The sequence below is a fragment of the Phenylobacterium sp. genome (assembly GCF_022402485.1).
GTDB lineage: Bacteria > Pseudomonadota > Alphaproteobacteria > Caulobacterales > Caulobacteraceae > Phenylobacterium.
Map to the genome: position 1 here is coordinate 1 of NZ_JAKRSA010000025.1, position 20,416 is coordinate 20,416.

The following is a 20,416-nucleotide window of genomic DNA, read 5'->3' on the forward strand; positions in this document are numbered from 1 at the left end:
TCGCCGCCGTCAAGGCGCCGGGCTTCGGCGATCGCCGCAAGGCCATGCTGGAAGACATCGCCATCCTGACCGGCGGCCAGCTGATCAGCGAAGACCTGGGCATCAAGCTCGAGAACGTGTCCCTGGACATGCTCGGCAAGGCCAAGAAGGTCACCATCACCAAGGACGACACCACCATCGTGGACGGCTCGGGTGAGAAGGAAGGCATTGAAGGCCGCATCAGCCAGATCAAGCGCCAGATCGAAGACACCACCTCGGACTACGACAAGGAAAAGCTGCAGGAACGTCTGGCCAAGCTGGCCGGCGGCGTTGCGGTCATCCGCGTCGGTGGCTCCACCGAGGTCGAGGTGAAGGAACGCAAGGACCGCGTCGACGACGCGCTCAATGCGACCCGCGCCGCGGTTGAAGAAGGCATCGTTCCCGGCGGCGGCGTCGCCCTGCTGAAGGCCTCCAAGATCCTGGACGGCTTCAAGGGCGACAATGACGACCAGGAAGCTGGCGTCGCCATCGTCCGTCGCGCCCTGCAGGCCCCGATCCGTCAGATCGCCGAAAACGCCGGCGTCGAAGGCTCGATCGTCGTCTCCAAGGTGCTGGAAAGCGACTCTCCCACCTTCGGCTTCAACGCTCAGACCGAAGAATATGTCGACATGGTCCTGGCCGGCGTCATCGACCCGGCCAAGGTCGTCCGGACGGCTCTGCAGGACGCGGCTTCGGTCGCCGGCCTGCTGATCACCACCGAAGCGGCCATCGTTGAAGCCCCCAAGAAGGGCGGCGGCGGTGCCGGCGGCGGCATGCCCGACATGGGTGGCATGGGTGGCATGGACTTCTAAGTCCAAGCCTTCCAAGCGATCTCAAGACGAGAAGGGCGGTGCCTCCGGGCACCGCCCTTTTTCTTTGTGCGTCAACCGGCCACTATGAAGGTGACAGCTAATGCTGAATCGAACGGCGGGGACAGATGCCGATACCGGACTACGAGACCTTCATGCTGCCTGTCCTTAAGCTTTTCTCCAACGGGGCAGCGAAAAGCGTCGCCGATTGTCTTCCCCACCTACGGGCCGAGTTCTCGATTAGCGACGAGGAAGCAAACCAGCTAATCCCTAGCGGACGGCTCACCACGCTGCAGAGCCGGGCCCATTGGGCCAGAACCTATCTATCAAAGGCCGGCCTGCTGAGGTCTCCTCGGCGGAATGTGCATGAGATTACTCAGCTAGGGCATGAATTCCTGGCCACGAATCCCGATCACATCAGCAATACGATCCTCAGTCAGTTTGATGACTTCGCTGCTTGGAGAGCGCTATCCATCACACCTCGATCCACAGAAGCCGGTTCTCCCATAGCGCCGCCGATCGACGACCGGCAGACCCCTGAGGACGCGATAGAGGCTGCGACCGCGATCTTGAACTCGACGCTGAGCGACGATCTCCTCAGCCTCCTGCTGGAGGTAACCCCGCAGAGGTTCGAGCGCATCATTTTGGATCTGTTGAGCGCCATGGGCTACGGCGGGGGTCGGCTCGACAACGCCTCGATGACTCCCACCGCCGGCGACGGCGGGATAGACGGCATCATCAACGAGGACGCACTCGGTCTGGATGCGGTCTACATCCAGGCCAAACGATATGCGCCGGAAAACAAGGTCAGTAGACCCGACATTCAACGCTTCATCGGGTCTCTGACTGGGGAGGGCGCAACCAAAGGCGTCTTCGTGACAACGTCGGATTTCTCTCGCGAGGCACGGGATTATATCCAGCGTGTTCAGCACCGCGTCGTTCTAATCAACGGCCGAAAGCTGACCGACTTGATGATCGCCTATGAAGTCGGGGTTCGGGCTCGCCAGACCTATGTTTTGCGCAGCGTCGACGAAGACTATTTCGCCTGACCCTCAGTCCTCCCGTCCTTCCCCGAGGATCATGTGGCCGATCCAGCTGGTGACGCCGGTGATGACCGCCGCGCCGACGCCGGCCCACAGGCCGCTGACGGTGAAGCCCCCCAGCAGGGCAGCCACCAGGCCAATCATGGCGGCATTGAGCACCAGCAGGAACAGGCCCAGCGTCAGGAAGGTCAGGGGCAGGGTCAGGATGAACAGGATCGGCCGCAGTATGGCGTTGACCACCCCCAGGAGCACCGCCGCGAGAATCAGGCTGCCCAGGTCAGCGAAAGACACCCCGGCCAGCAGAACCGAGGACAGCCACAGGCCGATGGCGGCGAAGATGGCGCGGACAATGAACTTGGCCAGCATGGGACCCCCTGGAGGTGAAGGCGGTCTGGACCGCCCGATCTGGCGCCATAGTCGCCGATGATGGGGATGTCGTCACCCCATCACCCCATTTCGCCCCCTCATGGCGGGTTCAGGCCTGGACGGTGTCCAGCCTCGGGATGGTCTCACTGAGCCGGCCGCCCACCCGGATGGGCTCGATCCGCCGGGCCAGGCCCGTGGCGTCATCGGTCTCGACGAACACCCCGCACACCGTGGCCGGCCCCTCGGCGGGCTTGTAGCGGCCGCTGGAAATGCGGGTGGTGAAGCGCCGCAGGGGCTCTTCCTTCTGGTTGCCGATGACGCTGTCATAGTCGGCGCAGGCGCCGGCGTCGGTCTGATAGGCGGTGCCGCCGTTGAGGATCTGGCAGTCGGCTGTGGGCACATGGGTATGGGTGCCCACCACCAGGCTCGCCCGGCCGTCGCAGAAATGGCCCATGGCCATCTTCTCGCTGGTGGCCTCGGCGTGCATGTCGACGATGACTGCGTCGGAGACCATGCCCAGCGGCGCCTTCTCCAGTTCGCGATCCACCGCGGCGAAGGGGTCGTCGAGGGAGTCCATATGGACCCGGCCCAGCAGGTTGATCACCAGGATGCGGCGGCCCGACTGGGTTTCGAACAGATTGGCCCCGCGGCCCGGCGCATCGGCCAGGACCGAATAGTTCAAGGGCCGGATCAGCCGAGGCTCGCGAACGATATAGGTCAGCGCCTCCTTCTGGTCCCAGGAGTGGTTGCCGAGCGTCAGGCAGTCGGCGCCGGCGTCGAACAGCTCACGCGCCGTATTCTCGGTGATCCCGAAGCCGGCGGCGGCGTTCTCGGCGTTGATAACCACAAACTCGAGACCGAGCTGGCGACGCAACATGGGCAGGTGGTCGGCGAGACCCTCGCGGCCGGACCGGCCGACGACATCTCCGAAAAAGGCGAAACGCATCAGGTCATCCTATCGGACTTCAATCAGTCCGGCTTCCGTCAAAATGGCGTCGAGCCGTTGATCGTGCGGCTCGAGCGGCAGGTCCTCGATCTCCTGGCCAGCATAACCATAGCCCAGCAGGTAGGGGCGATGGTCTGCGCCCAGCGCCGCGATCGCCCGGTCATAGACGCCCGCCCCCTGGCCCAGCCGCCCGCCCCGGCGATCAAAGGCCAGCAGCGGTAAGATCAGGGCGGTGGGCACTACCTTCGGCTGGTCGGCGAGCGGGGCGGGAATTCCGAAGGCGTCCGGCATCAGGGGCGCGCCCGGGGTCCAGGCGCGGAAGATCAGTGGCGCATCCCGGCTCACGGCCGCCGGCAGGGCCAGCGCTGCGCCGGCGCGGGCAAGCGCTTCCATCAGCGGGGCTGGATCAAGCTCGGCACCCTTGGCGACATAGCCGGCCACCGGGCCAGCCCCCAGCCGTCGGACAGGCAGATGAGCCAGGGCCTTGGCGGCGGCGTCAACATCACCGGCAGCCAGCCTGCGGCGCAGGCGGCGCAGGGCTTGGCGCAGGGCTGTTTTCTGATCGGAGACAGAGGTCACCGCCAGGCTCTTAGCCGAACCGATACGGCGAAGGGAAATCCGGCGTGAATCTTGGGAAGTGGGTGGCGGCGCCGCGAGAACCGTGAAGGACGATTTTAATCCCCTCGGACCTGGATAACCAGGTGGGCACCATGTGTCCGGGGCCACGGCGCCGGACAGGGACAGCTCCCTTCGAGACAATTAAGGTCGGAGGAATTAGGTTGCCTTCGACGTGGGCCACAGCAGACCCGCCGAGGCCTAATCTAGGCGCGGGCCACGGCGATAACAAGGCGCGCGCGGCCTATTCGGCGGCCAGCTGCTCGATCTTCTTGGCCGCCCCGTCGAGCGCCGCCACGGCCTTCGATTCGATCCGCGCCCGGTCAGACTGCAGACGGGCGAGCTCGGCCTGGACGCTGGACATGCGCGTGCGGGAATCCCACAGCTCGTCTGCCATCAGCAGGGCCGCCATGAGGAACAGCCGCGTCTCCGTCAGCTGACCCATGTCCTGAGACACCGCCCGAACCTGACGGTCGAACAGCCGCACCAGCTCCAAAAGATGCGCCTCCTGGCCATCCTCGCAGCCCACCTGATAGGGCCGGCCGTTCACCTCGATGGTCACCTGAGCCATGGGGTCAGTCCTCCCGGATCATGGGGTCGGGGGTTTCGGTGCCGTCGCTGGCCTCTGGCGCGGGGTCGTCAGGGACCGCCGCATCGGCCTCCAGCACCTCGCGGATTTCGGCGATGGCCCAGCCCAGGGCCGCCGAGGCCTCGGCGCCGGCCGCCGCCAGGGCCCGCTCCCGGGCCCGGGATTCGTCCAGGGCCGCTGCCAGCCTGGCCCGGTCCTGGTCGAACAGGCCCCCGGACTCCGGACCGCCTCGGCCCCTGGTTTCGCCCAGGCGCTGTTCCAGCAGGGCGAGGGCGCGCTCCAGCCGACGGGCGGCCAGGTCGATAGCGCTTTCGCTTGCAGGATCACGGATCATTCAGGACTCCCGACGTGTGTCCGTTAATCTATAGACTGCCCAGGGCGTGGCCTGAAAGCGGCGCATTTCTTGACCGCGCCGCTCGTGCATGCGACCCCGCCAGCCTGCGCCCGCCTTCAAGCCCTCCAGACTTCCCGGAACGCCCATGCCCGCCCAGCTTCAGACCATGGCCGACGCCATCCGTGTCCTCTCCATGGACGCCGTTCACCGCGCCAAGTCCGGGCACCAGGGGATGCCCATGGGCATGGCCGATGTGGCCACCGTCCTGTGGTCGAAGTTCCTGAAGTATGACGCCGCCGCCCCCGATTGGGCCGACCGCGACCGATTCGTGCTCTCAGCCGGCCATGGCTCGATGCTGATCTATGCCCTGCTTCATCTGACCGGCTTCAAGGCGGTGACCATGGAGGAGATCAAGAACTTCCGGCAGTGGGGCTCCAACACCGCCGGCCATCCGGAGTTTGGCCACACGCCGGGCGTCGAGACCACCACAGGCCCCCTGGGCCAGGGTCTGGCCACGGCGGTGGGCATGGCCATGGCCGAGCGTCACCTGGCCGCCCGCTTCGGTGATGAGCTGGTGGACCACCGCACCTGGGTGATCGCCGGCGACGGCTGCCTGATGGAGGGCGTCAGCCAGGAGGCCATCTCCATGGCCGGGCGCTTCAAGCTCCACAAGCTGACCGTCCTGTTCGACGACAACAACACCACCATCGATGGCGAGGCGACCATCGCCGAGACCGGCGACCAGATGGCCCGCTTCAAGGCGGCCGGCTGGGCGGTGAAGGCGGTGGATGGCCATGACTTCGGCAAGATTGCCGCAGCCCTGCGCTGGGCGACCCGGCAGGACAAGCCGACCATGATCGCCTGCAAGACCAAGATCTCGAAGGGCGCGGGCCGCAAGGAAGGCGACCCCCACAGCCACGGCTACACCCTGTTCGACGACGAAATCGCCGATTCCCGCCTGGCCATGGGCTGGCCCCATGCGCCGTTCGAGGTTCCCGAGGACGTGTACAAGCCCTGGCGCGCCGCCGGTCGCAAGGGTGCCAAGCCCCGCAAGCGCTGGGAAAAGGCCCTGGGCGCCTCGGCCCTGAAGGCTGAGTTCCAGCGGGCCATGGCTGGCGAACTGCCCGTCGGTGCCTTTGAGCGGCTCGACGCCCACATCGCCGAAATGGCCAAGACCGCCCCGGCCAACGCCACCCGCGTCCATTCCGGCGCAGCCCTGGAACAGCTGGTCCCAGCCATCCCCGAAATGGTCGGTGGTTCAGCCGACCTGACCGGGTCGAACAACACCTTCGTCAAGGGCACGCCCGCCTTCGATGCCCCCGACTATTCTGGCCGCTACGTCCATTACGGCATCCGCGAGCACGGCATGGCGGCGGCCATGAACGGCATGGCCCTGCATGGGGGCGTCATTCCCTATTCCGGCACCTTCATGGTGTTCTCCGATTACAGCCGCCCGGCCATCCGGCTGGGCGCCCTTATGGGGACCCGTGTCATCCATGTGATGACCCATGATTCCATTGGTCTCGGCGAAGACGGCCCCACCCACCAGCCGGTGGAACACCTGGCCGCCCTGCGGGCCATGCCCAACCTGAACGTCTATCGCCCCGCCGATGCGGTGGAGGCCGCCGAGTGCTGGAAGCTGGCCCTGTCGACGCCGACGACGCCCTCGATCATGGCTCTGTCGCGCCAGAAGGTGCCTGCCGCCCGGACCGAACCTGCGGGGGAAAACCTGTCGGCAAGGGGCGCTTACGAGCTCCGCGCCGCCGACGGCGAGGCCAAGGCCACCATCTTCTCCACCGGTTCCGAGGTCTCCATTGCGCTCGCCGCCCGTGACCTGCTGCAGGCCAAGGGCGTGCCTACCCGGGTGGTCTCGGTCCCCTGCTGGGAGCTGTTCGCCGCCCAGACGCCCGAATACCGCGCCTCTGTGATCGGCCAGGCGCCGGTCCGCGCAGCCGTGGAAGCCGCCGTCAGCCTCGGCTGGGAGCGGTTCATCGGCGAGGACGGGGTCTTCATCGGCATGTCGAGCTTCGGCGCCAGCGCGCCCTATGAGCGGCTCTACAAGGAATTCGGCATCACCGCTCAGGCTGTGGCCGACGCCGTCCAGGCCAAGGTCTAGGCCCATGCGCCTGGGCACGCCACTCTCGCCAAGCGCCCTGCGCGTCCTGCTGCTGGGCTCAGGTGAGCTGGGCAAGGAGGTGGCCATCGAGCTGCAGCGCCTGGGCTGCGAGGTGATCGCCGTCGACCGCTATGCCGATGCGCCGGCCATGCAGGTGGCCCATCGCAGCCACGTCATCGCCATGACGGACGCCGCAGCCCTGCGCGCCCTGGTCGAGGCCGAACGGCCCAACCTGATCGTGCCCGAGATCGAGGCCATCGCCACCGACGAACTGGCAGCCATCGAGGCCGCCGGCCTTTCGGTGGTGATCCCCACGGCCCGGGCCGCCCAACTGACCATGAACCGCGAAGGCATCCGCCGCCTGGCCGCTGAGGAACTGGGTCTGGCCACCTCGCCCTATGCCTTCGCCTCCACCGAGGCGGAGCTGGCGGCCGGCGCAGCGGCCGTCGGCTATCCCTGCTTCGTCAAGCCGGTGATGTCGTCCTCGGGCAAGGGCCAGTCCTATGTGCAGGACCCCGCCGGGATCGCTGAGGCCTGGCGCTACGCCCTGGAAGGCGGCCGGGTCGAACAGGCCCGGGTGATCGTCGAGGGGCGGATCGATTTCGACTTCGAGATCACCCAACTGACCGTGCGGGCCCGGGGGCCCGACGGCGAGGTGGCCACCCACTTCTGTGAACCCATCGGCCATCGCCAGGTCCAGGGCGACTATGTGGAGAGCTGGCAGCCACAAGCCATGAGCCCGCTGGCCCTGAAGCGCGCCCGCGACATCGCCGCCCGCGTCACCGCAAGCCTCGGCGGCCTTGGCCTGTTCGGGGTCGAGCTGTTTGTGAAGGGCGACGAGGTCTGGTTCTCGGAAGTCAGCCCCCGCCCCCATGACACGGGCCTCGTGACGCTTTCGACCCAGGTTCAGAGCGAATTTGCCCTGCACGCCCGGGCGATCCTGGGCCTGCCGGTGGACGTGACCTTGCGCGAACCCGGCGCCAGCGCGGTGATCTATGGGGGTATGGAGGCCAGGGGCGTGGCCTTTGAAGGCGTCGCCGAGGCCCTGGCTGTGCCCGGCGCCGACCTGCGTCTGTTCGGCAAGCCGGAGGCCTTTGAGCGGCGCCGCATGGGCGTAGCCCTGGCCCGCGCCGCCACGACCGAGGTCGCCCGGGCCCGCGCCCTGGAGGCTGCAGCCAAGGTCAGGGTCGTTAAGGGCGACTAGGAGCGGTCATGGTCGAGGTCCGCCTTACGCCAATCGGCTCGTCGGAGAAGACTGAGCTGCGCCGCATGCTCGATCCCTACCTGGTCGCCCATGCCGACATCGTTGATCCTCGGCGTCACCACGGTGATCCCACCCACTACCCCCACTTTGAAAGTTATTGGACCGAACCCGAGCGCCAGCCCTTGTGGATCTTGGTCGACGCGGTACGGGCCGGGTTTGTGCTGGTGAACCGCTATTCCCCGTCTGGCCTGGGTTGCGATGCGGCGGTTGCGGAATTCTGCGTTCTAGCGCCGTGGCGACGCACCGGAATTGGCCTGGCCGCAGCCTGCGCCGCCTTTACCACCCGGCCTGGTCTTTGGGAGCTTCAAGTCTACGTCGCCACGGCCCCCGCACTGGCCTTCTGGCCCCGGGCTATCGCCGCCGCCGGAGGTCGCCAGGTGGAGCAGATTTTCCTGGGAGACCGGCACGTCCATCGCTTTCAAGTCGGTTGAGACATCCACCGGATCACATTCGCCAACCGGTCAGGCTGATCAGGTTCACTTCCCCTTGACTCCCGCGCGGACGCCCGCACAAAACCCCGGCAAAACAATCGGAAAACGTCGTCCGCTGCCCCTCATCTCGCCAGGAGAACACCACAATGACCGTCCGCGTCGCCATCAACGGTTTCGGCCGCATCGGCAGGCTCGTCCTGCGCTCGATCATCGAGCATGGCCGCACCGACATCGAGGTGGTGGCCATCAACGATCTGGGGCCTGTGGAGACCAATGCCCACCTGCTGCGCTATGACAGCGTGCATGGCCGCTTCCCCGGCGTGGTCACCGTGGCCGGCGATACGATCGATGTGGGTCGCGGGCCGATCAAGGTCACCGCCATCCGCGATCCCGCCGACCTGCCCCACAAGGAACTGGGCGTCGACATCGCCCTGGAGTGCACCGGCCTGTTCACCTCCAAGGACAAGGCCAGCGCCCATCTGCGGGCCGGTGCCAAGCGCGTGCTGGTCAGCGCACCCTGCGACGATGCCGACAAGACCATTGTCTATGGGGTCAACCATGGGGTCCTGACCAAGGATGACCTGATCGTCTCCAACGCCTCGTGCACCACCAACTGTCTGGCCCCGATCGCCAAGGTGATCCACGACCTCTGCGGCATCGAGCGTGGCTACATGACCACCATCCATGCCTATACCGGCGACCAGCCGACGCTCGACACCATGCACAAGGACCTCTACCGCGGCCGCGCCGCGGCCATGTCCATGATCCCCACCTCCACCGGCGCGGCCAAGGCCGTGGGCCTGGTGCTGCCGGAGCTGGCTGGCAAGCTGGACGGCTCCTCGATCCGCGTGCCGACCCCCAATGTCTCGGTGGTGGACCTGAAGTTCGTGCCGGGCCGCAAGGTGACCAAGGACGAGATCAATGCTGCCCTGCAGGCGGCTGCCGATGGCGCCATGAAGGGCGTGCTCGACACCTCCAACGATCCGCTGGTGTCCATCGACCTGAACCACATTGCGGCGTCCTCCACCGCCGCCCTGCCGCAGACCCAGGTGATCGAGGGTCAGCTCGGCCGGGTTCTGTCCTGGTATGATAACGAGTGGGGCTTCTCCACCCGGATGAGCGACACCGCGCTGGCCATGGCCAAGCTGATCTAGAGTCGACCGCCGCCGCTGAGGGCCTCGACCCTGGGCCGCGGGCGGTCCTGGCGGGTCGAGGCCTTCGCCCCTGCCCCTCTGGACCGCTTAAGGGCCCATGACCTTCAAGACTCTCGACGACGTGGATCTTTCCGGGAAGCGCGCCCTGGTGCGGGTGGACTTCAATGTGCCGATGCATGAGGGCGAGGTGTCCGATGACACCCGCCTTCAGGCTGCGGTCCCGACCATCCAGAAGCTGCGCCAGGGCGGGGCCAAGGTGGTGCTGCTCGCCCACTTCGACCGCCCGAAGGGCAAGGTGGTGCCGTCAATGAGCCTGGAGCCCATCGTCCCGGCCCTGGCCAAGGTGCTCGGCGGCCCGGTGGCCTTCGCGGCCGACTGCGTCGGCGAGGCCGCTGCCGCGGCGGTGGACGCCCTGGGACCCGGCGGCGTGCTGCTGCTGGAGAATGTCCGCTTCCACGCCGGCGAAGAGGGCAACGATCCCGCCTTCGCCAAGGCCCTGGGTGCCCTGGGCGACCTATATGTGAACGACGCCTTCTCGGCCGCGCACAGGGCCCACGCCTCCACCGAGGGCCTGGCCCGCGTGCTGCCCGCCTATGCCGGCGAGCAGATGCGCCTGGAGCTTTCGGCCCTGGACAAGGCGCTGGGCAAGCCCGAGGGCCCGGTCCTCGGCATCGTCGGCGGCTCGAAGGTCTCGACCAAGCTCGACCTGCTCAGCCACCTGGTGACCAAGCTCGACAAGCTGGCCATCGGCGGCGGCATGGCCAACACCTTCCTCTACGCCCAGGGCCACGATGTCGGCGCGTCCTACTGCGAGAAGGACATGGCCGAGACCGCCCGGGACATCATTCGCCTGGCCGGCCAGCACAACTGCAAGCTCTTCCTGCCCCTGGACATCGTGGTGGCCGAGAAGATGGCACCGGGCGCGCCGGCGCGAGTCCGCACCCTGGGGGCCGTGGACGAGCACGAGCGCATCCTCGACGCCGGCCCGGAGACGGTCGAGCGCCTCTGCCGGGCGATGGACAATTCCAAGACCCTGATCTGGAACGGCCCGCTGGGCGTGTTCGAGATGCCGCCCTTCGACAAGGGCACCGTTACCGCGGCCCGCCATGCAGCCTCGCTGGTGAAAGCCGGCAAGCTGGTGGCCGTGGCCGGCGGTGGTGATACGGTGGCAGCTCTGAACGTGGCAGGCTGCGCCGATGACTTTACCTTCGTCTCGACGGCTGGCGGCGCGTTCCTTGAATGGATGGAAGGCAAGACCTTGCCCGGTGTGGCGGCTTTGAGCCAGTAAGAGACAACAAGAGCAACGGATAGGCGGCGATGGCCCGGATTACCCTGAGACAGCTTCTCGATCATGCTGCCGAGCACAGCTATGGCGTGCCGGCCTATAACATCAACAATATGGAGCAGGGCCTGGCGATCATGGAGGCCGCCCATGCGGTCAACGCGCCGGTGATCATCCAGGCCAGCCGGGGCGCGCGCTCCTACGCCAATGACATCGTGCTGAAGCACCTGATCGACGCCCTGGCGGAAATGTATCCGCACATCCCGATCTGCATGCACCAGGACCACGGGAACAACGAGGCCACCTGCGCCACGGCGATCCAGTTCGGCTTTACCTCGGTGATGATGGACGGCTCGCTGATGGCCGACGCCAAGACGCCGGCCGACTACGATTACAACGTCAAGGTCACCCGCAACGTGGTGGACATGGCCCACTGGGTGGGCGCCAGCGTCGAGGGCGAACTGGGCGTGCTGGGCAGCCTTGAGACCGGCATGGGCGAGAAGGAAGACGGCCACGGCTTTGAGGGCAAGCTCGGCCATGACCAGCTGCTCACCGATCCCGACCAGGCCGTCGAGTTCGTGAAAGCCACCCAGGTGGACGCGCTCGCCATCGCCATGGGCACCAGCCACGGGGCCTACAAGTTCACCCGCAAGCCGGACGGTGACGTCCTGGCCATGAACGTGATCGAGGAAATCCACCGCCGCCTGCCCAACACCCACCTGGTGATGCACGGCTCATCCTCGGTGCCGCAGGACCTGCAGGACATCATCAACCAGTATGGCGGCGAAATGCCCCAGACCTGGGGGGTGCCGGTGGAGGAGATCCAGCGCGGCATCAAGCACGGGGTGCGCAAGATCAATATCGACACCGACAACCGGATGGCCATGACCGGCGCCATCCGCAAGGTGTTCGCCGAGAACCCCGGCGAGTTCGACCCGCGCAAATATCTGAAGCCGGCCATGGACGCCATGCGGTCGGTCTGCCAGCAGCGGTTCGAGGAGTTCGGCTGCGCGGGCTGGGCCGACAAGATCAAGCCGCTACCGCTCTCGGTCATGGCCAAGCGCTACGCCGCCGGCGAACTGGACCCGAAGATCGGCGTCAGCCGCCAGGCCGCCGAGTAGGCTTCCAGGCACGATCCCGAACGAGAAGCGCCGGCCAGGACCTCCTGGCCGGCGTTTTCATTTTGCATTCCGCTCATCAGCACGTGGCGCTGATGGAAGGCCCTAGCCTTCCATCTCGCCCATGGCGCTCTGCATGAAGTTGGCTTCGCCAAGCGACTTCAGGAGCAGAAGCTGGGTTTCGAGGTAGTCGATGTGCTCTTCGGTGTCGGAGAGGATCTCGCGCAGCAGCTCGCGCGACACATAGTCGGCGACGCCCTCACACATCTTGATGCCCTCGATCAGGGTCGCCCGGCCGCCGGTTTCGACAGCGAGGTCAGACTCCAGGCATTCGCCGACAGTCTCGCCGACCTTGAGCTTGTGCAGGTCCTGCAGGTTGGGCAGGCCTTCCAGGAACAGGATGCGGTTGATGAGCTTGTCGGCGTGCTTCATCTCACCGATCGACTCTTCATAGACGATCTTGCCCAAACGGCGCAGACCCCAGTTTTCGAACATGCGAGCATGCAGGAAATACTGATTAACAGCAGTCAGCTCATTGGTGAGCACCGCATTAAGCATTCGGATAACAGCCTTGTCGCCCTGCATGTGTGGCTCCTTTCCTCACGCCGCGCACAGAATTGAGCGCAACCTCATGCGAAGTCCGCGCCGTGTCAAAGCCTATGTTTGCAAGTGATTTGCGCTGTCGAAGATATCGACCGCAAGACCTTGGAACGCCCGCCTATTCGGCGGCGTAGCGCAGGGTCTGCTGCTGTTCCTGGAGGATTTCGCGCATGTCGCAGACGCACCGGGCGCACTGGGGCTTGGCGTCGCAGGCCTGGAAGATTTCCGCCGGCCGGCTAGCGCCCGCCGCGACGGCGGCGCGGACTTCGCGTTCCCGAATGCCATTGCAATTGCAGACGTACACGAGCGGTGGTGCTCCCTGGGCGACGCCCTGACATTTACCAGATGCGAACGTCCTTGCAAGTCATTTGCAGATGAATTCGCAACTGACCTGGAGGGCAGCCTGTAGCCGGGGCACCCCCTCCCCTTCCCCCCGTCAGAGCGCTAGAAGCCATGGCATGACCTCGCCCCCGGACTGCCGCCTCTATCTGATCACCCCGCCGGTCCTCAGCGATCTGGCGGCCTTTGGCCATATTCTAGGCGGTGCCCTGGACGCCGGGGACGTGGCCGCCCTGCAGATCCGTCTGAAGGGCGCATCGGACGAGGTGATCGCCGCGGCCGTGGACGTGCTGATGCCGATCGCCCACAGCCGGGACGTGGCCGTGATCCTCAATGACCGCCCAGACCTCGCCGCCGCCTTGGCTTGCGACGGGGTGCATGTGGGTCAGGACGATCCCCCCTGCCGGGAGGCGCGCAGGATCATGGGCAAACACGCCATGATCGGCGTCACCTGCCATGACAGCCGCCATCTCGCCATGGAGGCGGCCGAGGCCGGGGCCGACTATGTGGCGTTTGGCGCCTTCCATCCCACGACCACCAAGGACGCCTCGACCCGCGCTGAGCCTGAACTCCTGACCATCTGGCAGGAGTCCATGGAGATCCCCTGCGTGGCCATCGGCGGCATCACCGTCGACACCGCAGAGGACCTGACTGCCGCCGGCGCCGACTTCCTTGCCGTCTCCGCCGGGGTCTGGACCCATCCGCTGGGCCCCGCCGTCGCCGTTCGGGAACTGAACGCGGCCATCGCCCGTGGGCTGGCCCGACGGGCCGTGGCCCAGCTCAATGCGGGAGAGGCCTGAAGCCTGCCTTGCCATAGGGCGGTGTGGCGACTAGGTTCCGCCGCCCATTTCCCGCCCGAGCGACGACCATCGCCGCCCGTCCCTTGCGCGCACTGGAACACACCGTGGCCACGCAGACCGCACTTCTGAAAGTCATGTCCGACGCCGCCCGCAAGGCCGCCCGCGGGCTCAACCGCGACTTTGGCGAACTGGCCGAGCTGCAGGTCTCCAAGAAGAGCGCGGCGGACTTTGTCTCGGCCGCCGACATCAAGGCCGAGCAGACCATCTTCGAGGCCCTGATGGCGGCGCGCCCGGGCTACAGCTTCCTCGGGGAAGAGCGGGGCATGATCGAGGGCACCGACAAGACCCACACCTGGATCGTCGATCCCCTGGACGGCACCACCAACTTCCTGCACGCCATCCCGCACTTCGCCATCAATATCGCCCTGGAGCGCCAGGGGGCCATCGTGGCCGCCCTCACCTTCAACCCCGTGAGCAACGAGCTGTTCTGGGCCGAGAAGGGCAAGGGCTGCTTCCTCAATGACCATCGCCTGCGGGTGGCCGCCCGGACCCGGTTCGATGAATCGGTGATCGCCACCGGCATTCCCTTCCTCGGCCACGGACAACACGCCAAGTTCCTGAAAGAGCTGCATCAGATCAGCCAGCGGGTGGCTGGCGTTCGCCGTTTTGGCTCAGCGGCCCTGGACATGGCCTATGTGGCGGCTGGTCGGTTCGACGGCTATTGGGAGCGCGATCTCAACCGCTGGGACCTGGCGGCCGGGATCCTGCTGATCACCGAGGCTGGCGGCAAGGTGACCGATGCTGATGGGGGCGAAGACGTCCTCGCCACAGGCTCGGTCTGTACGGCCAATCTGGAGCTGCATCCGCTACTGCTGGAGCGCCTGCGCGCCGCCGCCTAGGCTCCCTTTGATGCAACCGTCACATGGGGCGGCTAGAGCAGGTTCATGAGCGCCATGTCCCGTCGCGCCTTTACGGCGTCCCTCCCCCTCGCCCTGGCGGCAGCCTCTGGCCAGGCCCAGGCGCGGCGATGGCCCCGCCCCCTGGTGATCGCCCATCGGGGTGCCAGCGGCGAGCGGCCAGAACACACCCTTATGGCCTATCAGCGGGCCATTGATCAGGGGGCCGACTATATCGAGCCTGACCTCGTGATGACCCGTGACGGCGTGCTGGTCGCCCGGCATGAGAACGAGATCGGCGGAACCACCGATGTGGCCGCCCGGCCGGAATTTGCCGCGCGCCAGACCCAGAAGGTGATCGACGGGGAAACCTTCAGCGGCTGGTTCACCGAGGACTTTACCCTGGCCGAGCTGAAGACCTTGAGGGCGCGGGAGCGCCTGCCCCACCTGCGCCCCGCCAGCGTCGCCTTTGACGGCCAGGCTCTGGTCCCCACCTTCCCGGAGGTGATCGACCTGGCGAGGACAGAGAGCGCCCGGACCGGCCGGACCATCGGGGTCTATCCGGAGATGAAGCATCCCAGCTATTTCGAAGGGCTCGGCCTGACCATGGGCGAGACCCTGGCCGCGGCACTGCGCGACAACAATATGGACCGCCGGGATGCGCCGGTATTCGTCCAGTGCTTCGAGGCTGCCCCGCTCCGGGCCTTCCGCGCCCGCAGTTCAGCGCCGACCGTGATGCTGATCGGTGAGGGCGACCTGTCGGACGTTGACCTGGCCGACATGGCGACCTTTGCCGATGGCCTGGGGCCGGAGATGAAGATGGTGCTCCACCTTGATCAGCCCGACCTTGCGGCGACCAGCCTGATTGCCCGGGCCCATTCGGCGGGGCTGAAAGTCCACCCCTGGACCCATCGGGCTGAGAACAACTTCCTGCCAGCCTCGCTTCAGCGCGGCACAGACCCGGCCGCCCATGGGGATTCTGCCACCTTGCTGCGCGCCCTCTACAGGGCTGGGGTCGATGGCGTATTCACGGACTTCACGGCCCTGGCCGTCGAGGTGCGGCGGGAGGTGTTCGGCGCCTGAGGCCCTCAGGCGGCCTGGCCGAACTGCAGGGCCACCAACCGGGCATAGAGCCCGCCCTGGCCTGAAAGCTCGGCGTGGGTCCCCTGTTCGACCACCTGTCCCTGATCCATGACCACGATCCGGTCGGCCTTGAGGACGGTGGCCAGCCGGTGGGCGATCACCAGGGTTGTGCGTCCAGTCATGGCCTCGTCGAGGGCGATCTGCACCAACCGCTCGTTCTCGGCGTCGAGGGCGCTGGTGGCCTCATCCAGCAGCAGGATGGGTGCCTCTCGGATCAGGGCCCGGGCAATGGCCAGCCGCTGGCGCTGGCCGCCAGACAGGGACCTCGCCCGGTCCCCCAGAGGGGTCTCAAAGCCCTCAGGTAAGGCCTCGATGAAGGCTTCGGCCTGTGCCGCCCGGGCGGCGGCCAGGATGTCTTCAGGCTGGGCGTCAGGGCGGCCAAATGCGATGTTGCGGGCGGCAGTGCCGGAGAACAGCGGCGAGTCCTGCGCCACCAGGGCCATGCGTTCCCGCACCTCCCGGGGATCGGCCTGTCGCAGGTCCACCCCATCCAGATGAACGCTTCCCTGGTCGGGATCGTAGAAGCGCAGCAACAGCCGGAAGACGGTGCTCTTGCCGGCCCCTGATGGCCCCACCAGGGCCACCCGCTCGCCCGGGGCGACGCTCAGGCTGAAGTTCTGAAGGGCCGGCAGGTCCGGGCGACCGGGATAGGCGAAGGTGACGGCCTCAAAGCTCACCGCCCCCTGGGGCGGCCTGGGCAGAATGGCCGGCGTGGTCGGTGCCGCAATGCCAGGTCGGGCGTCCAGCAGGTCAGCAATGCGGTCCATGGCGCCGGCGGCCTTCTGAACATCCCCCCAGGTCTCCCCGAGCGCGCCGACTGCGCCCGCCGCCATCACCGCTAGGAAGGCGAACTGAAACAGCGCGCCCCAGCTCATCTCGCCGCGCAGCCCCGCGTGGACCCCGAGCCAGAAGATCGCCACCACCCCGCCGAACACCAGGGCGATCACCAGGGCGGTCATCACCGCCCGCGCGGTCATCCGCTGCAGAGAGGTGTCAAAGGCCCGCTCCACTGCCTTATCGAAGTCCCGGGCCGCAGCCGCCTCGCCACCAAAGGCCTGGACGGTCTCAAGGCCATCCAGGGTCTCCCCGGCCTGGCCCACCGCCTGAGCAAACTGGTCCTGGGTGGAGACTGTCAGCCGGCGCACCCGCCGCCCGAACAGGAACAGCGGCGCGATCACAAAGGGGAAAATCAACAGCACCAGCCCCGTCAGCCCCGGACTGACCCAGACTAGCAAGATCAAGGCGCCGATCAGGGTCAGGAGATTGCGAAGGGCCACCGAGACTGAGGTGGCCATCAGGCTCTCGACGATCTGGATGTCGGTGGTCAGCCGCGACAGCACCTCGCCGGTGCGGGTGCGAAGGAAGAAGCCGGGATCCAGGGTCAGGATGTGGGCGTAAACCGCCTCCCGCAGATCGGCCACCACCCGCTCGCCGAGCTTGGTGACGAAGAAATAGCGAAGGGCCGAAGACAGGGCGAGCGCCAGGGCCACGCCGCCGATCAGGGCGAACCACAGATTGACCTTTGCTGGCGAGATATCCGGCGACGTCAGGGCGTCCACCAGCAGGCGGACTGCGCCCGACAGCCCAAGGGTCGCTGCGGTGGCCGCCACCAGGAAGATCAGCGCCCCGATCGCCTCGCCCTTGCGCCGCCGCGCAAAGGGGATCAGCCGGCGCAGGGCCCCCACATTGCGACTGCGGGGCCGGCGCTCGGCGGCCTCCTGCAGGTTCTGAACGAGTTCGGCACCAACCCCAGGACGCCCCTGCGGCCCGGAGGCGGCGTCAGCGGAAATGTCGGCTGGCTGGCTCATGAAATCCGTGCGCCCTTGCTTCAGGGCCGCCGTTTCTGTATACGCGCGGCTCGTTTGCGCACCGGGCCTGTCAGGTCAGGTGGCGCATCACCCGCTGCTCTTACGTCGGTTGTCCTCGCGATGAAACAAGACACGCACCCCGATTATCACTTCATCACCGTGGTGATGACGGATGGCACGACCTATCAGACCCGGTCGACCTACGGGAAAGAGGGCGCGACCCTGAACCTGGATATCGACCCGAAGACCCATCCGGCATGGACGGGCGGTGCCCACACCCTGCTGGACCGCGCCGGTCGCGTGTCGCGGTTCAACGCCAAGTTCGGCGGCTTCACCCGCAAGTAAGCGCCTGGCCTGCCCGACGGCGGGCGGCCGGCCTGGCTTAAACAAAGAAGACGCCGCAAGCCCCAGGCCTGCGGCGTCTTCTTTGTGTCTTCAGGCTCGGCGAGTCTTCAAGTTCAGCCTTGGCCAGGCGATGGGGGTTGGCCCGGTCAACTGGCCCCGAAAGCGTCCCGCAGCCGATCAAACTGGGACAGGACCGCATTGGGTGCCGCGTCCTCAGTGGCATCCACATACATCCGCCGGTCCAGATGCCGGACACGCTCAAACAGGCGCTCAGACCGCTCCATCAGCTCTGCGAGCCCAGGGGGCAGAATTTCGATGGCCTGCGCCGACGGGCGGGAGGTCTCTGCCCCCAGGCGATAGCGGTCCTCGCAGGCGGCTTCGGGGGCCATGTCCCCCTCCCGGACCGCCCGCTGAACCAGCAGCCACGAGGCCACCTGCATCAGCCGTGTGGTCAGGCGCATGCTTTCGGCGGCGTAGGCCAGGGCCGCATTGCGGTCGAGGCGCTTAGACTCCTGACGTCCGCCGCCATCCAGATAGGCCGCAGTCTCCTCCACCAGGTCCATGCCCTCCTGGAAGGTCCGCTCGAACAGTTCAGACCGGGCGAAATCGGCGACCACGTCGCTACGCCAGGGCTTCGCCAATGCCGTGAGTTCGCTCATCGAATTCCTAAGCCCCTGCAGACACCGAGCGGACCGATCGTCCGTCAGCGTCCCACTTGCAACCCCCATGCCATAGCGGCCCCTGCGGGTTGATGTCACGCCCCAGTCTGGGTTGCAGACTCCGCGCCAGACCAGGCCATTTGTCTAGAGCCGAAAGAGGGCGTCCGCAGCAGCCCGGCCGGCGCGTTTGCGCTCGATGAAGGTGCGCGTGCGGGTGATCTCCGCCTCCAGCACCTCAAGTCGGGCCTCCAACTCCTCAACGCCGTAGAGTTCCAGGTCCTCTCGTGTCACCTCGACCAGACGCTGACCGCGCCCCAGTCGCACCTCAGCGGGTTCTTCCATCTTCGCGCCTCCCTTTGCCCGGGCCCCGGAGCGGTTTATCCAAGCCCCTGCGCCGCCTTGGCGCAAGCATCCGGAGGCTATGACGATGGCGCAAGCGACTGTTCCTGACCAGATGACGGCCATCGCCATCGAGGGCGGCAAGGGCCCTGCAAGCGCCCTTCATCCGATTAGCCTTCCGATGCCGCAACCTGGGCCGGGGCAAATCCTGATCCGGGTCGAGGCCGCCGGGGTCAACCGGCCCGACATCGCTCAGCGGGTGGGCTTCTATCCGCCGCCCCCTGGCGCGCCCCAGACCATGGGCCTGGAAGTGGCCGGCGAGGTGGTCGTGGCCGCCGGACGCTGGAAGGTGGGTGACAAGGTCTGCGCCCTTCTGGGCGGGGGCGGTTATGCGCAGTACGCCGTTTGCGACGCCCGACATGCCCTGCCGATCCCCGGCGACCTCAGCGCCCTGGAAGCCGCCGGTCTGCCGGAAACGGTGTTCACCGTGTTCGCCAATGTGTTCGAGCATGGGGGTCTGAAGGCCGGCGAGACCCTGCTGGTTCATGGTGCCACGTCTGGAATTGGGACAACGGCGATCCAGATGGCCAAGGCGGCCGGGGCGCGGGTGATCGCGACCGCCCGGGGGGCCGACAAGGCGAGCCAGGCTCTCAACCTGGGCGCGGACCTGGCGATTGACGCCACGACCCAGGATTTCGCCGAGCTGACCCTGGCCGACGGCGGCTGCGATGTCGTCTTGGACATGGTCGGCGGTGACTATTTCGCCAAGGATCTCGCCGCCCTGAAGACCGGGGGGCGGATCGTCTTTATCGCCGCCCAGGCCGGGGGCAAGGTGGACCTCAATATCGGTGCCCTGATGATGAAGCGCGCCGTGGTCACCGGCTCGACCCTCCGCCCCAGGGACGCAGATGAAAAGGCCCGGCTGGCCGCTGCGGTCGAGGCCACCGTCTGGCCGTGGATCGTCGCCGGCCGCCTTCGCCCGCAGATCGACAGCGTCTTCCCGCTGGAAGAGGCCGCCGCGGCCCATGGGGCGCTGGAGGCCGGCACCCATCTGGGCAAGATCATGCTCCGCCCCTGATCTTGCCCGGGTGGCGCGCGGGCGGGGCGGCACGGGCCGCTTGGCAGTACCCACCCAAAGAATGAGTCTTTGGGTGGCTTGATTCAACTTCGCTCTGTCCGGTGGTCCTACCAGTGCGGCGCGTCTGCAGGTCGATCGGCCGCCTTGACCTCAACCCGTTGTAGGCCAACGGTTAGTTTGTGTCAGACTTGCAAGATCATAAGCGTTGACGCTGCGATAGGCCTCCCCCAGGTTTGCAACATGATCGATCCGGGGGCGATGATGAGCGTTCATCGGAGCGGACGGGATACAAGAATGACCGGACCCGACTGAGGCCCGGCAGGG

At 66.7% G+C, this 20,416-nt stretch carries 23 protein-coding genes; 13 read left to right on the top strand and 10 right to left on the bottom strand.

What is annotated here, in order from left to right; all coding sequences use genetic code 11:
* A partial coding sequence (gene groEL / locus MH112_RS09955) for a chaperonin GroEL (protein WP_296567203.1) occupies nucleotides 1–830 on the top strand: 830 nt, incomplete at its 5' end.
* Nucleotides 831–982: 152 nt separating this feature from the next.
* Complete coding sequence (locus MH112_RS09960; protein ID WP_296567206.1) at nucleotides 983–1,876, top strand: restriction endonuclease; 894 nt, start codon at nucleotides 983–985, stop codon at nucleotides 1,874–1,876.
* A gap of 3 nt (nucleotides 1,877–1,879) precedes the next feature.
* On the opposite strand, the gene MH112_RS09965 is transcribed toward MH112_RS09960, so the two are convergent.
* The 5 genes from MH112_RS09965 to MH112_RS09985 all read right to left on the bottom strand — a co-directional run bounded on the left by MH112_RS09965 (nucleotide 1,880) and on the right by MH112_RS09985 (nucleotide 4,720).
* Nucleotides 1,880–2,233 (bottom strand): phage holin family protein, encoded by a 354-nt coding sequence (locus MH112_RS09965; RefSeq protein ID WP_296567567.1) that lies wholly within the window; start codon nucleotides 2,231–2,233, stop codon nucleotides 1,880–1,882.
* 112 nt (nucleotides 2,234–2,345) lie between these two features.
* On the bottom strand, nucleotides 2,346–3,182 hold the full coding sequence (locus tag MH112_RS09970) for a TIGR00282 family metallophosphoesterase (RefSeq protein WP_296567209.1): 837 nt from the start codon (nucleotides 3,180–3,182) through the stop codon (nucleotides 2,346–2,348).
* Nucleotides 3,183–3,191: 9 nt separating this feature from the next.
* Nucleotides 3,192–3,761 carry a 5-formyltetrahydrofolate cyclo-ligase gene (locus tag MH112_RS09975; protein ID WP_296567212.1) on the bottom strand — a complete coding sequence of 190 codons (570 nt, stop codon included), beginning with the start codon at nucleotides 3,759–3,761 and terminating at the stop codon, nucleotides 3,192–3,194.
* Between the two features lie 280 nt (nucleotides 3,762–4,041).
* Nucleotides 4,042–4,368, bottom strand: coding sequence for a cell division protein ZapA (gene zapA, locus MH112_RS09980; RefSeq protein ID WP_296567214.1), 327 nt, complete (start codon nucleotides 4,366–4,368; stop codon nucleotides 4,042–4,044).
* 4 nt (nucleotides 4,369–4,372) lie between these two features.
* Complete coding sequence (locus MH112_RS09985) at nucleotides 4,373–4,720, bottom strand: DUF4164 family protein (RefSeq protein WP_296567215.1); 348 nt, start codon at nucleotides 4,718–4,720, stop codon at nucleotides 4,373–4,375.
* A 145-nt stretch (nucleotides 4,721–4,865) separates the two neighbouring features.
* On the opposite strand from MH112_RS09985, the gene tkt reads away from it, so the two are divergent.
* From tkt to fba, 6 genes are all read left to right on the top strand, one after another.
* On the top strand, nucleotides 4,866–6,836 hold the full coding sequence (gene tkt / locus MH112_RS09990) for a transketolase (protein WP_296567218.1): 1,971 nt from the start codon (nucleotides 4,866–4,868) through the stop codon (nucleotides 6,834–6,836).
* Between the two features lie 4 nt (nucleotides 6,837–6,840).
* A complete protein-coding gene (gene purT, locus MH112_RS09995; RefSeq protein ID WP_296567221.1) occupies nucleotides 6,841–8,040 on the top strand; it encodes a formate-dependent phosphoribosylglycinamide formyltransferase in 1,200 nt (399 codons plus the stop codon).
* Between the two features lie 8 nt (nucleotides 8,041–8,048).
* Nucleotides 8,049–8,531, top strand: coding sequence for a hypothetical protein (locus MH112_RS10000; RefSeq protein ID WP_296567224.1), 483 nt, complete (start codon nucleotides 8,049–8,051; stop codon nucleotides 8,529–8,531).
* Between the two features lie 146 nt (nucleotides 8,532–8,677).
* A complete protein-coding gene (gene gap, locus MH112_RS10005) occupies nucleotides 8,678–9,685 on the top strand; it encodes a type I glyceraldehyde-3-phosphate dehydrogenase (protein WP_296567227.1) in 1,008 nt (335 codons plus the stop codon).
* Nucleotides 9,686–9,782: 97 nt separating this feature from the next.
* Nucleotides 9,783–10,973 (top strand): phosphoglycerate kinase, encoded by a 1,191-nt coding sequence (locus MH112_RS10010; RefSeq protein ID WP_296567230.1) that lies wholly within the window; start codon nucleotides 9,783–9,785, stop codon nucleotides 10,971–10,973.
* 29 nt (nucleotides 10,974–11,002) lie between these two features.
* A complete protein-coding gene (fba, locus tag MH112_RS10015) occupies nucleotides 11,003–12,088 on the top strand; it encodes a class II fructose-bisphosphate aldolase (RefSeq protein WP_296567233.1) in 1,086 nt (361 codons plus the stop codon).
* A gap of 102 nt (nucleotides 12,089–12,190) precedes the next feature.
* Here the strand turns inward: fba and bfr are convergent, their stop codons facing one another.
* Entirely contained in the window at nucleotides 12,191–12,670 is a 480-nt protein-coding gene (bfr, locus tag MH112_RS10020) for a bacterioferritin (RefSeq protein WP_296567235.1), read from the bottom strand.
* Between the two features lie 133 nt (nucleotides 12,671–12,803).
* Entirely contained in the window at nucleotides 12,804–12,989 is a 186-nt protein-coding gene (locus MH112_RS10025) for a (2Fe-2S)-binding protein (protein ID WP_296567239.1), read from the bottom strand.
* 154 nt (nucleotides 12,990–13,143) lie between these two features.
* On the opposite strand from MH112_RS10025, the gene thiE reads away from it, so the two are divergent.
* The 3 genes from thiE (at nucleotide 13,144) to MH112_RS10040 (ending at nucleotide 15,803) form a co-directional block, all read left to right on the top strand.
* A complete protein-coding gene (gene thiE, locus MH112_RS10030) occupies nucleotides 13,144–13,824 on the top strand; it encodes a thiamine phosphate synthase (protein WP_296567243.1) in 681 nt (226 codons plus the stop codon).
* A 104-nt stretch (nucleotides 13,825–13,928) separates the two neighbouring features.
* Nucleotides 13,929–14,723 carry an inositol monophosphatase family protein gene (locus tag MH112_RS10035; RefSeq protein WP_296567245.1) on the top strand — a complete coding sequence of 265 codons (795 nt, stop codon included), beginning with the start codon at nucleotides 13,929–13,931 and terminating at the stop codon, nucleotides 14,721–14,723.
* Nucleotides 14,724–14,768: 45 nt separating this feature from the next.
* On the top strand, nucleotides 14,769–15,803 hold the full coding sequence (locus MH112_RS10040) for a glycerophosphodiester phosphodiesterase family protein (RefSeq protein WP_296567247.1): 1,035 nt from the start codon (nucleotides 14,769–14,771) through the stop codon (nucleotides 15,801–15,803).
* 5 nt (nucleotides 15,804–15,808) lie between these two features.
* Here the strand turns inward: MH112_RS10040 and MH112_RS10045 are convergent, their stop codons facing one another.
* Nucleotides 15,809–17,671 carry an ABC transporter transmembrane domain-containing protein gene (locus MH112_RS10045; protein WP_296567249.1) on the bottom strand — a complete coding sequence of 621 codons (1,863 nt, stop codon included), beginning with the start codon at nucleotides 17,669–17,671 and terminating at the stop codon, nucleotides 15,809–15,811.
* 120 nt (nucleotides 17,672–17,791) lie between these two features.
* On the opposite strand from MH112_RS10045, the gene rpmE reads away from it, so the two are divergent.
* A complete protein-coding gene (gene rpmE, locus MH112_RS10050; RefSeq protein WP_293319064.1) occupies nucleotides 17,792–18,016 on the top strand; it encodes a 50S ribosomal protein L31 in 225 nt (74 codons plus the stop codon).
* Nucleotides 18,017–18,162: 146 nt separating this feature from the next.
* On the opposite strand, the gene MH112_RS10055 is transcribed toward rpmE, so the two are convergent.
* Both MH112_RS10055 and MH112_RS10060 read right to left on the bottom strand, forming a co-directional pair.
* Complete coding sequence (locus MH112_RS10055; protein ID WP_296567254.1) at nucleotides 18,163–18,675, bottom strand: DUF1465 family protein; 513 nt, start codon at nucleotides 18,673–18,675, stop codon at nucleotides 18,163–18,165.
* A gap of 144 nt (nucleotides 18,676–18,819) precedes the next feature.
* Entirely contained in the window at nucleotides 18,820–19,017 is a 198-nt protein-coding gene (locus MH112_RS10060; RefSeq protein ID WP_296567256.1) for a DUF1192 domain-containing protein, read from the bottom strand.
* Nucleotides 19,018–19,102: 85 nt separating this feature from the next.
* Between MH112_RS10060 and MH112_RS10065 the strand changes: the two genes are divergently transcribed.
* Nucleotides 19,103–20,092: an NAD(P)H-quinone oxidoreductase gene (locus tag MH112_RS10065; RefSeq protein ID WP_296567259.1), complete on the top strand. Its 990-nt coding sequence runs from the start codon at nucleotides 19,103–19,105 to the stop codon at nucleotides 20,090–20,092.
* Nucleotides 20,093–20,416 lie beyond the last annotated feature (324 nt).

Bases quoted from the DNA above. Each gene is read 5' to 3' on its own strand.
- MH112_RS09960 (WP_296567206.1), top strand. From the start codon at position 983: ATGCTGCCTGTCCTTAAGCTTTTCTCCAACGGGGCAGCGAAAAGCGTC.
- MH112_RS09970 (WP_296567209.1), bottom strand. From the start codon at position 3,182: ATGCGTTTCGCCTTTTTCGGAGATGTCGTCGGCCGGTCCGGCCGCGAG.
- zapA (WP_296567214.1), bottom strand. From the start codon at position 4,368: ATGGCTCAGGTGACCATCGAGGTGAACGGCCGGCCCTATCAGGTGGGC.
- MH112_RS09985 (WP_296567215.1), bottom strand. From the start codon at position 4,720: ATGATCCGTGATCCTGCAAGCGAAAGCGCTATCGACCTGGCCGCCCGT.
- tkt (WP_296567218.1), top strand. From the start codon at position 4,866: ATGCCCGCCCAGCTTCAGACCATGGCCGACGCCATCCGTGTCCTCTCC.
- purT (WP_296567221.1), top strand. From the start codon at position 6,841: ATGCGCCTGGGCACGCCACTCTCGCCAAGCGCCCTGCGCGTCCTGCTG.
- MH112_RS10000 (WP_296567224.1), top strand. From the start codon at position 8,049: ATGGTCGAGGTCCGCCTTACGCCAATCGGCTCGTCGGAGAAGACTGAG.
- gap (WP_296567227.1), top strand. From the start codon at position 8,678: ATGACCGTCCGCGTCGCCATCAACGGTTTCGGCCGCATCGGCAGGCTC.
- MH112_RS10010 (WP_296567230.1), top strand. From the start codon at position 9,783: ATGACCTTCAAGACTCTCGACGACGTGGATCTTTCCGGGAAGCGCGCC.
- fba (WP_296567233.1), top strand. From the start codon at position 11,003: ATGGCCCGGATTACCCTGAGACAGCTTCTCGATCATGCTGCCGAGCAC.
- bfr (WP_296567235.1), bottom strand. From the start codon at position 12,670: ATGCAGGGCGACAAGGCTGTTATCCGAATGCTTAATGCGGTGCTCACC.
- thiE (WP_296567243.1), top strand. From the start codon at position 13,144: ATGACCTCGCCCCCGGACTGCCGCCTCTATCTGATCACCCCGCCGGTC.
- MH112_RS10040 (WP_296567247.1), top strand. From the start codon at position 14,769: ATGAGCGCCATGTCCCGTCGCGCCTTTACGGCGTCCCTCCCCCTCGCC.
- MH112_RS10045 (WP_296567249.1), bottom strand. From the start codon at position 17,671: ATGAGCCAGCCAGCCGACATTTCCGCTGACGCCGCCTCCGGGCCGCAG.
- rpmE (WP_293319064.1), top strand. From the start codon at position 17,792: ATGAAACAAGACACGCACCCCGATTATCACTTCATCACCGTGGTGATG.
- MH112_RS10055 (WP_296567254.1), bottom strand. From the start codon at position 18,675: ATGAGCGAACTCACGGCATTGGCGAAGCCCTGGCGTAGCGACGTGGTC.
- MH112_RS10060 (WP_296567256.1), bottom strand. From the start codon at position 19,017: ATGGAAGAACCCGCTGAGGTGCGACTGGGGCGCGGTCAGCGTCTGGTC.
- MH112_RS10065 (WP_296567259.1), top strand. From the start codon at position 19,103: ATGGCGCAAGCGACTGTTCCTGACCAGATGACGGCCATCGCCATCGAG.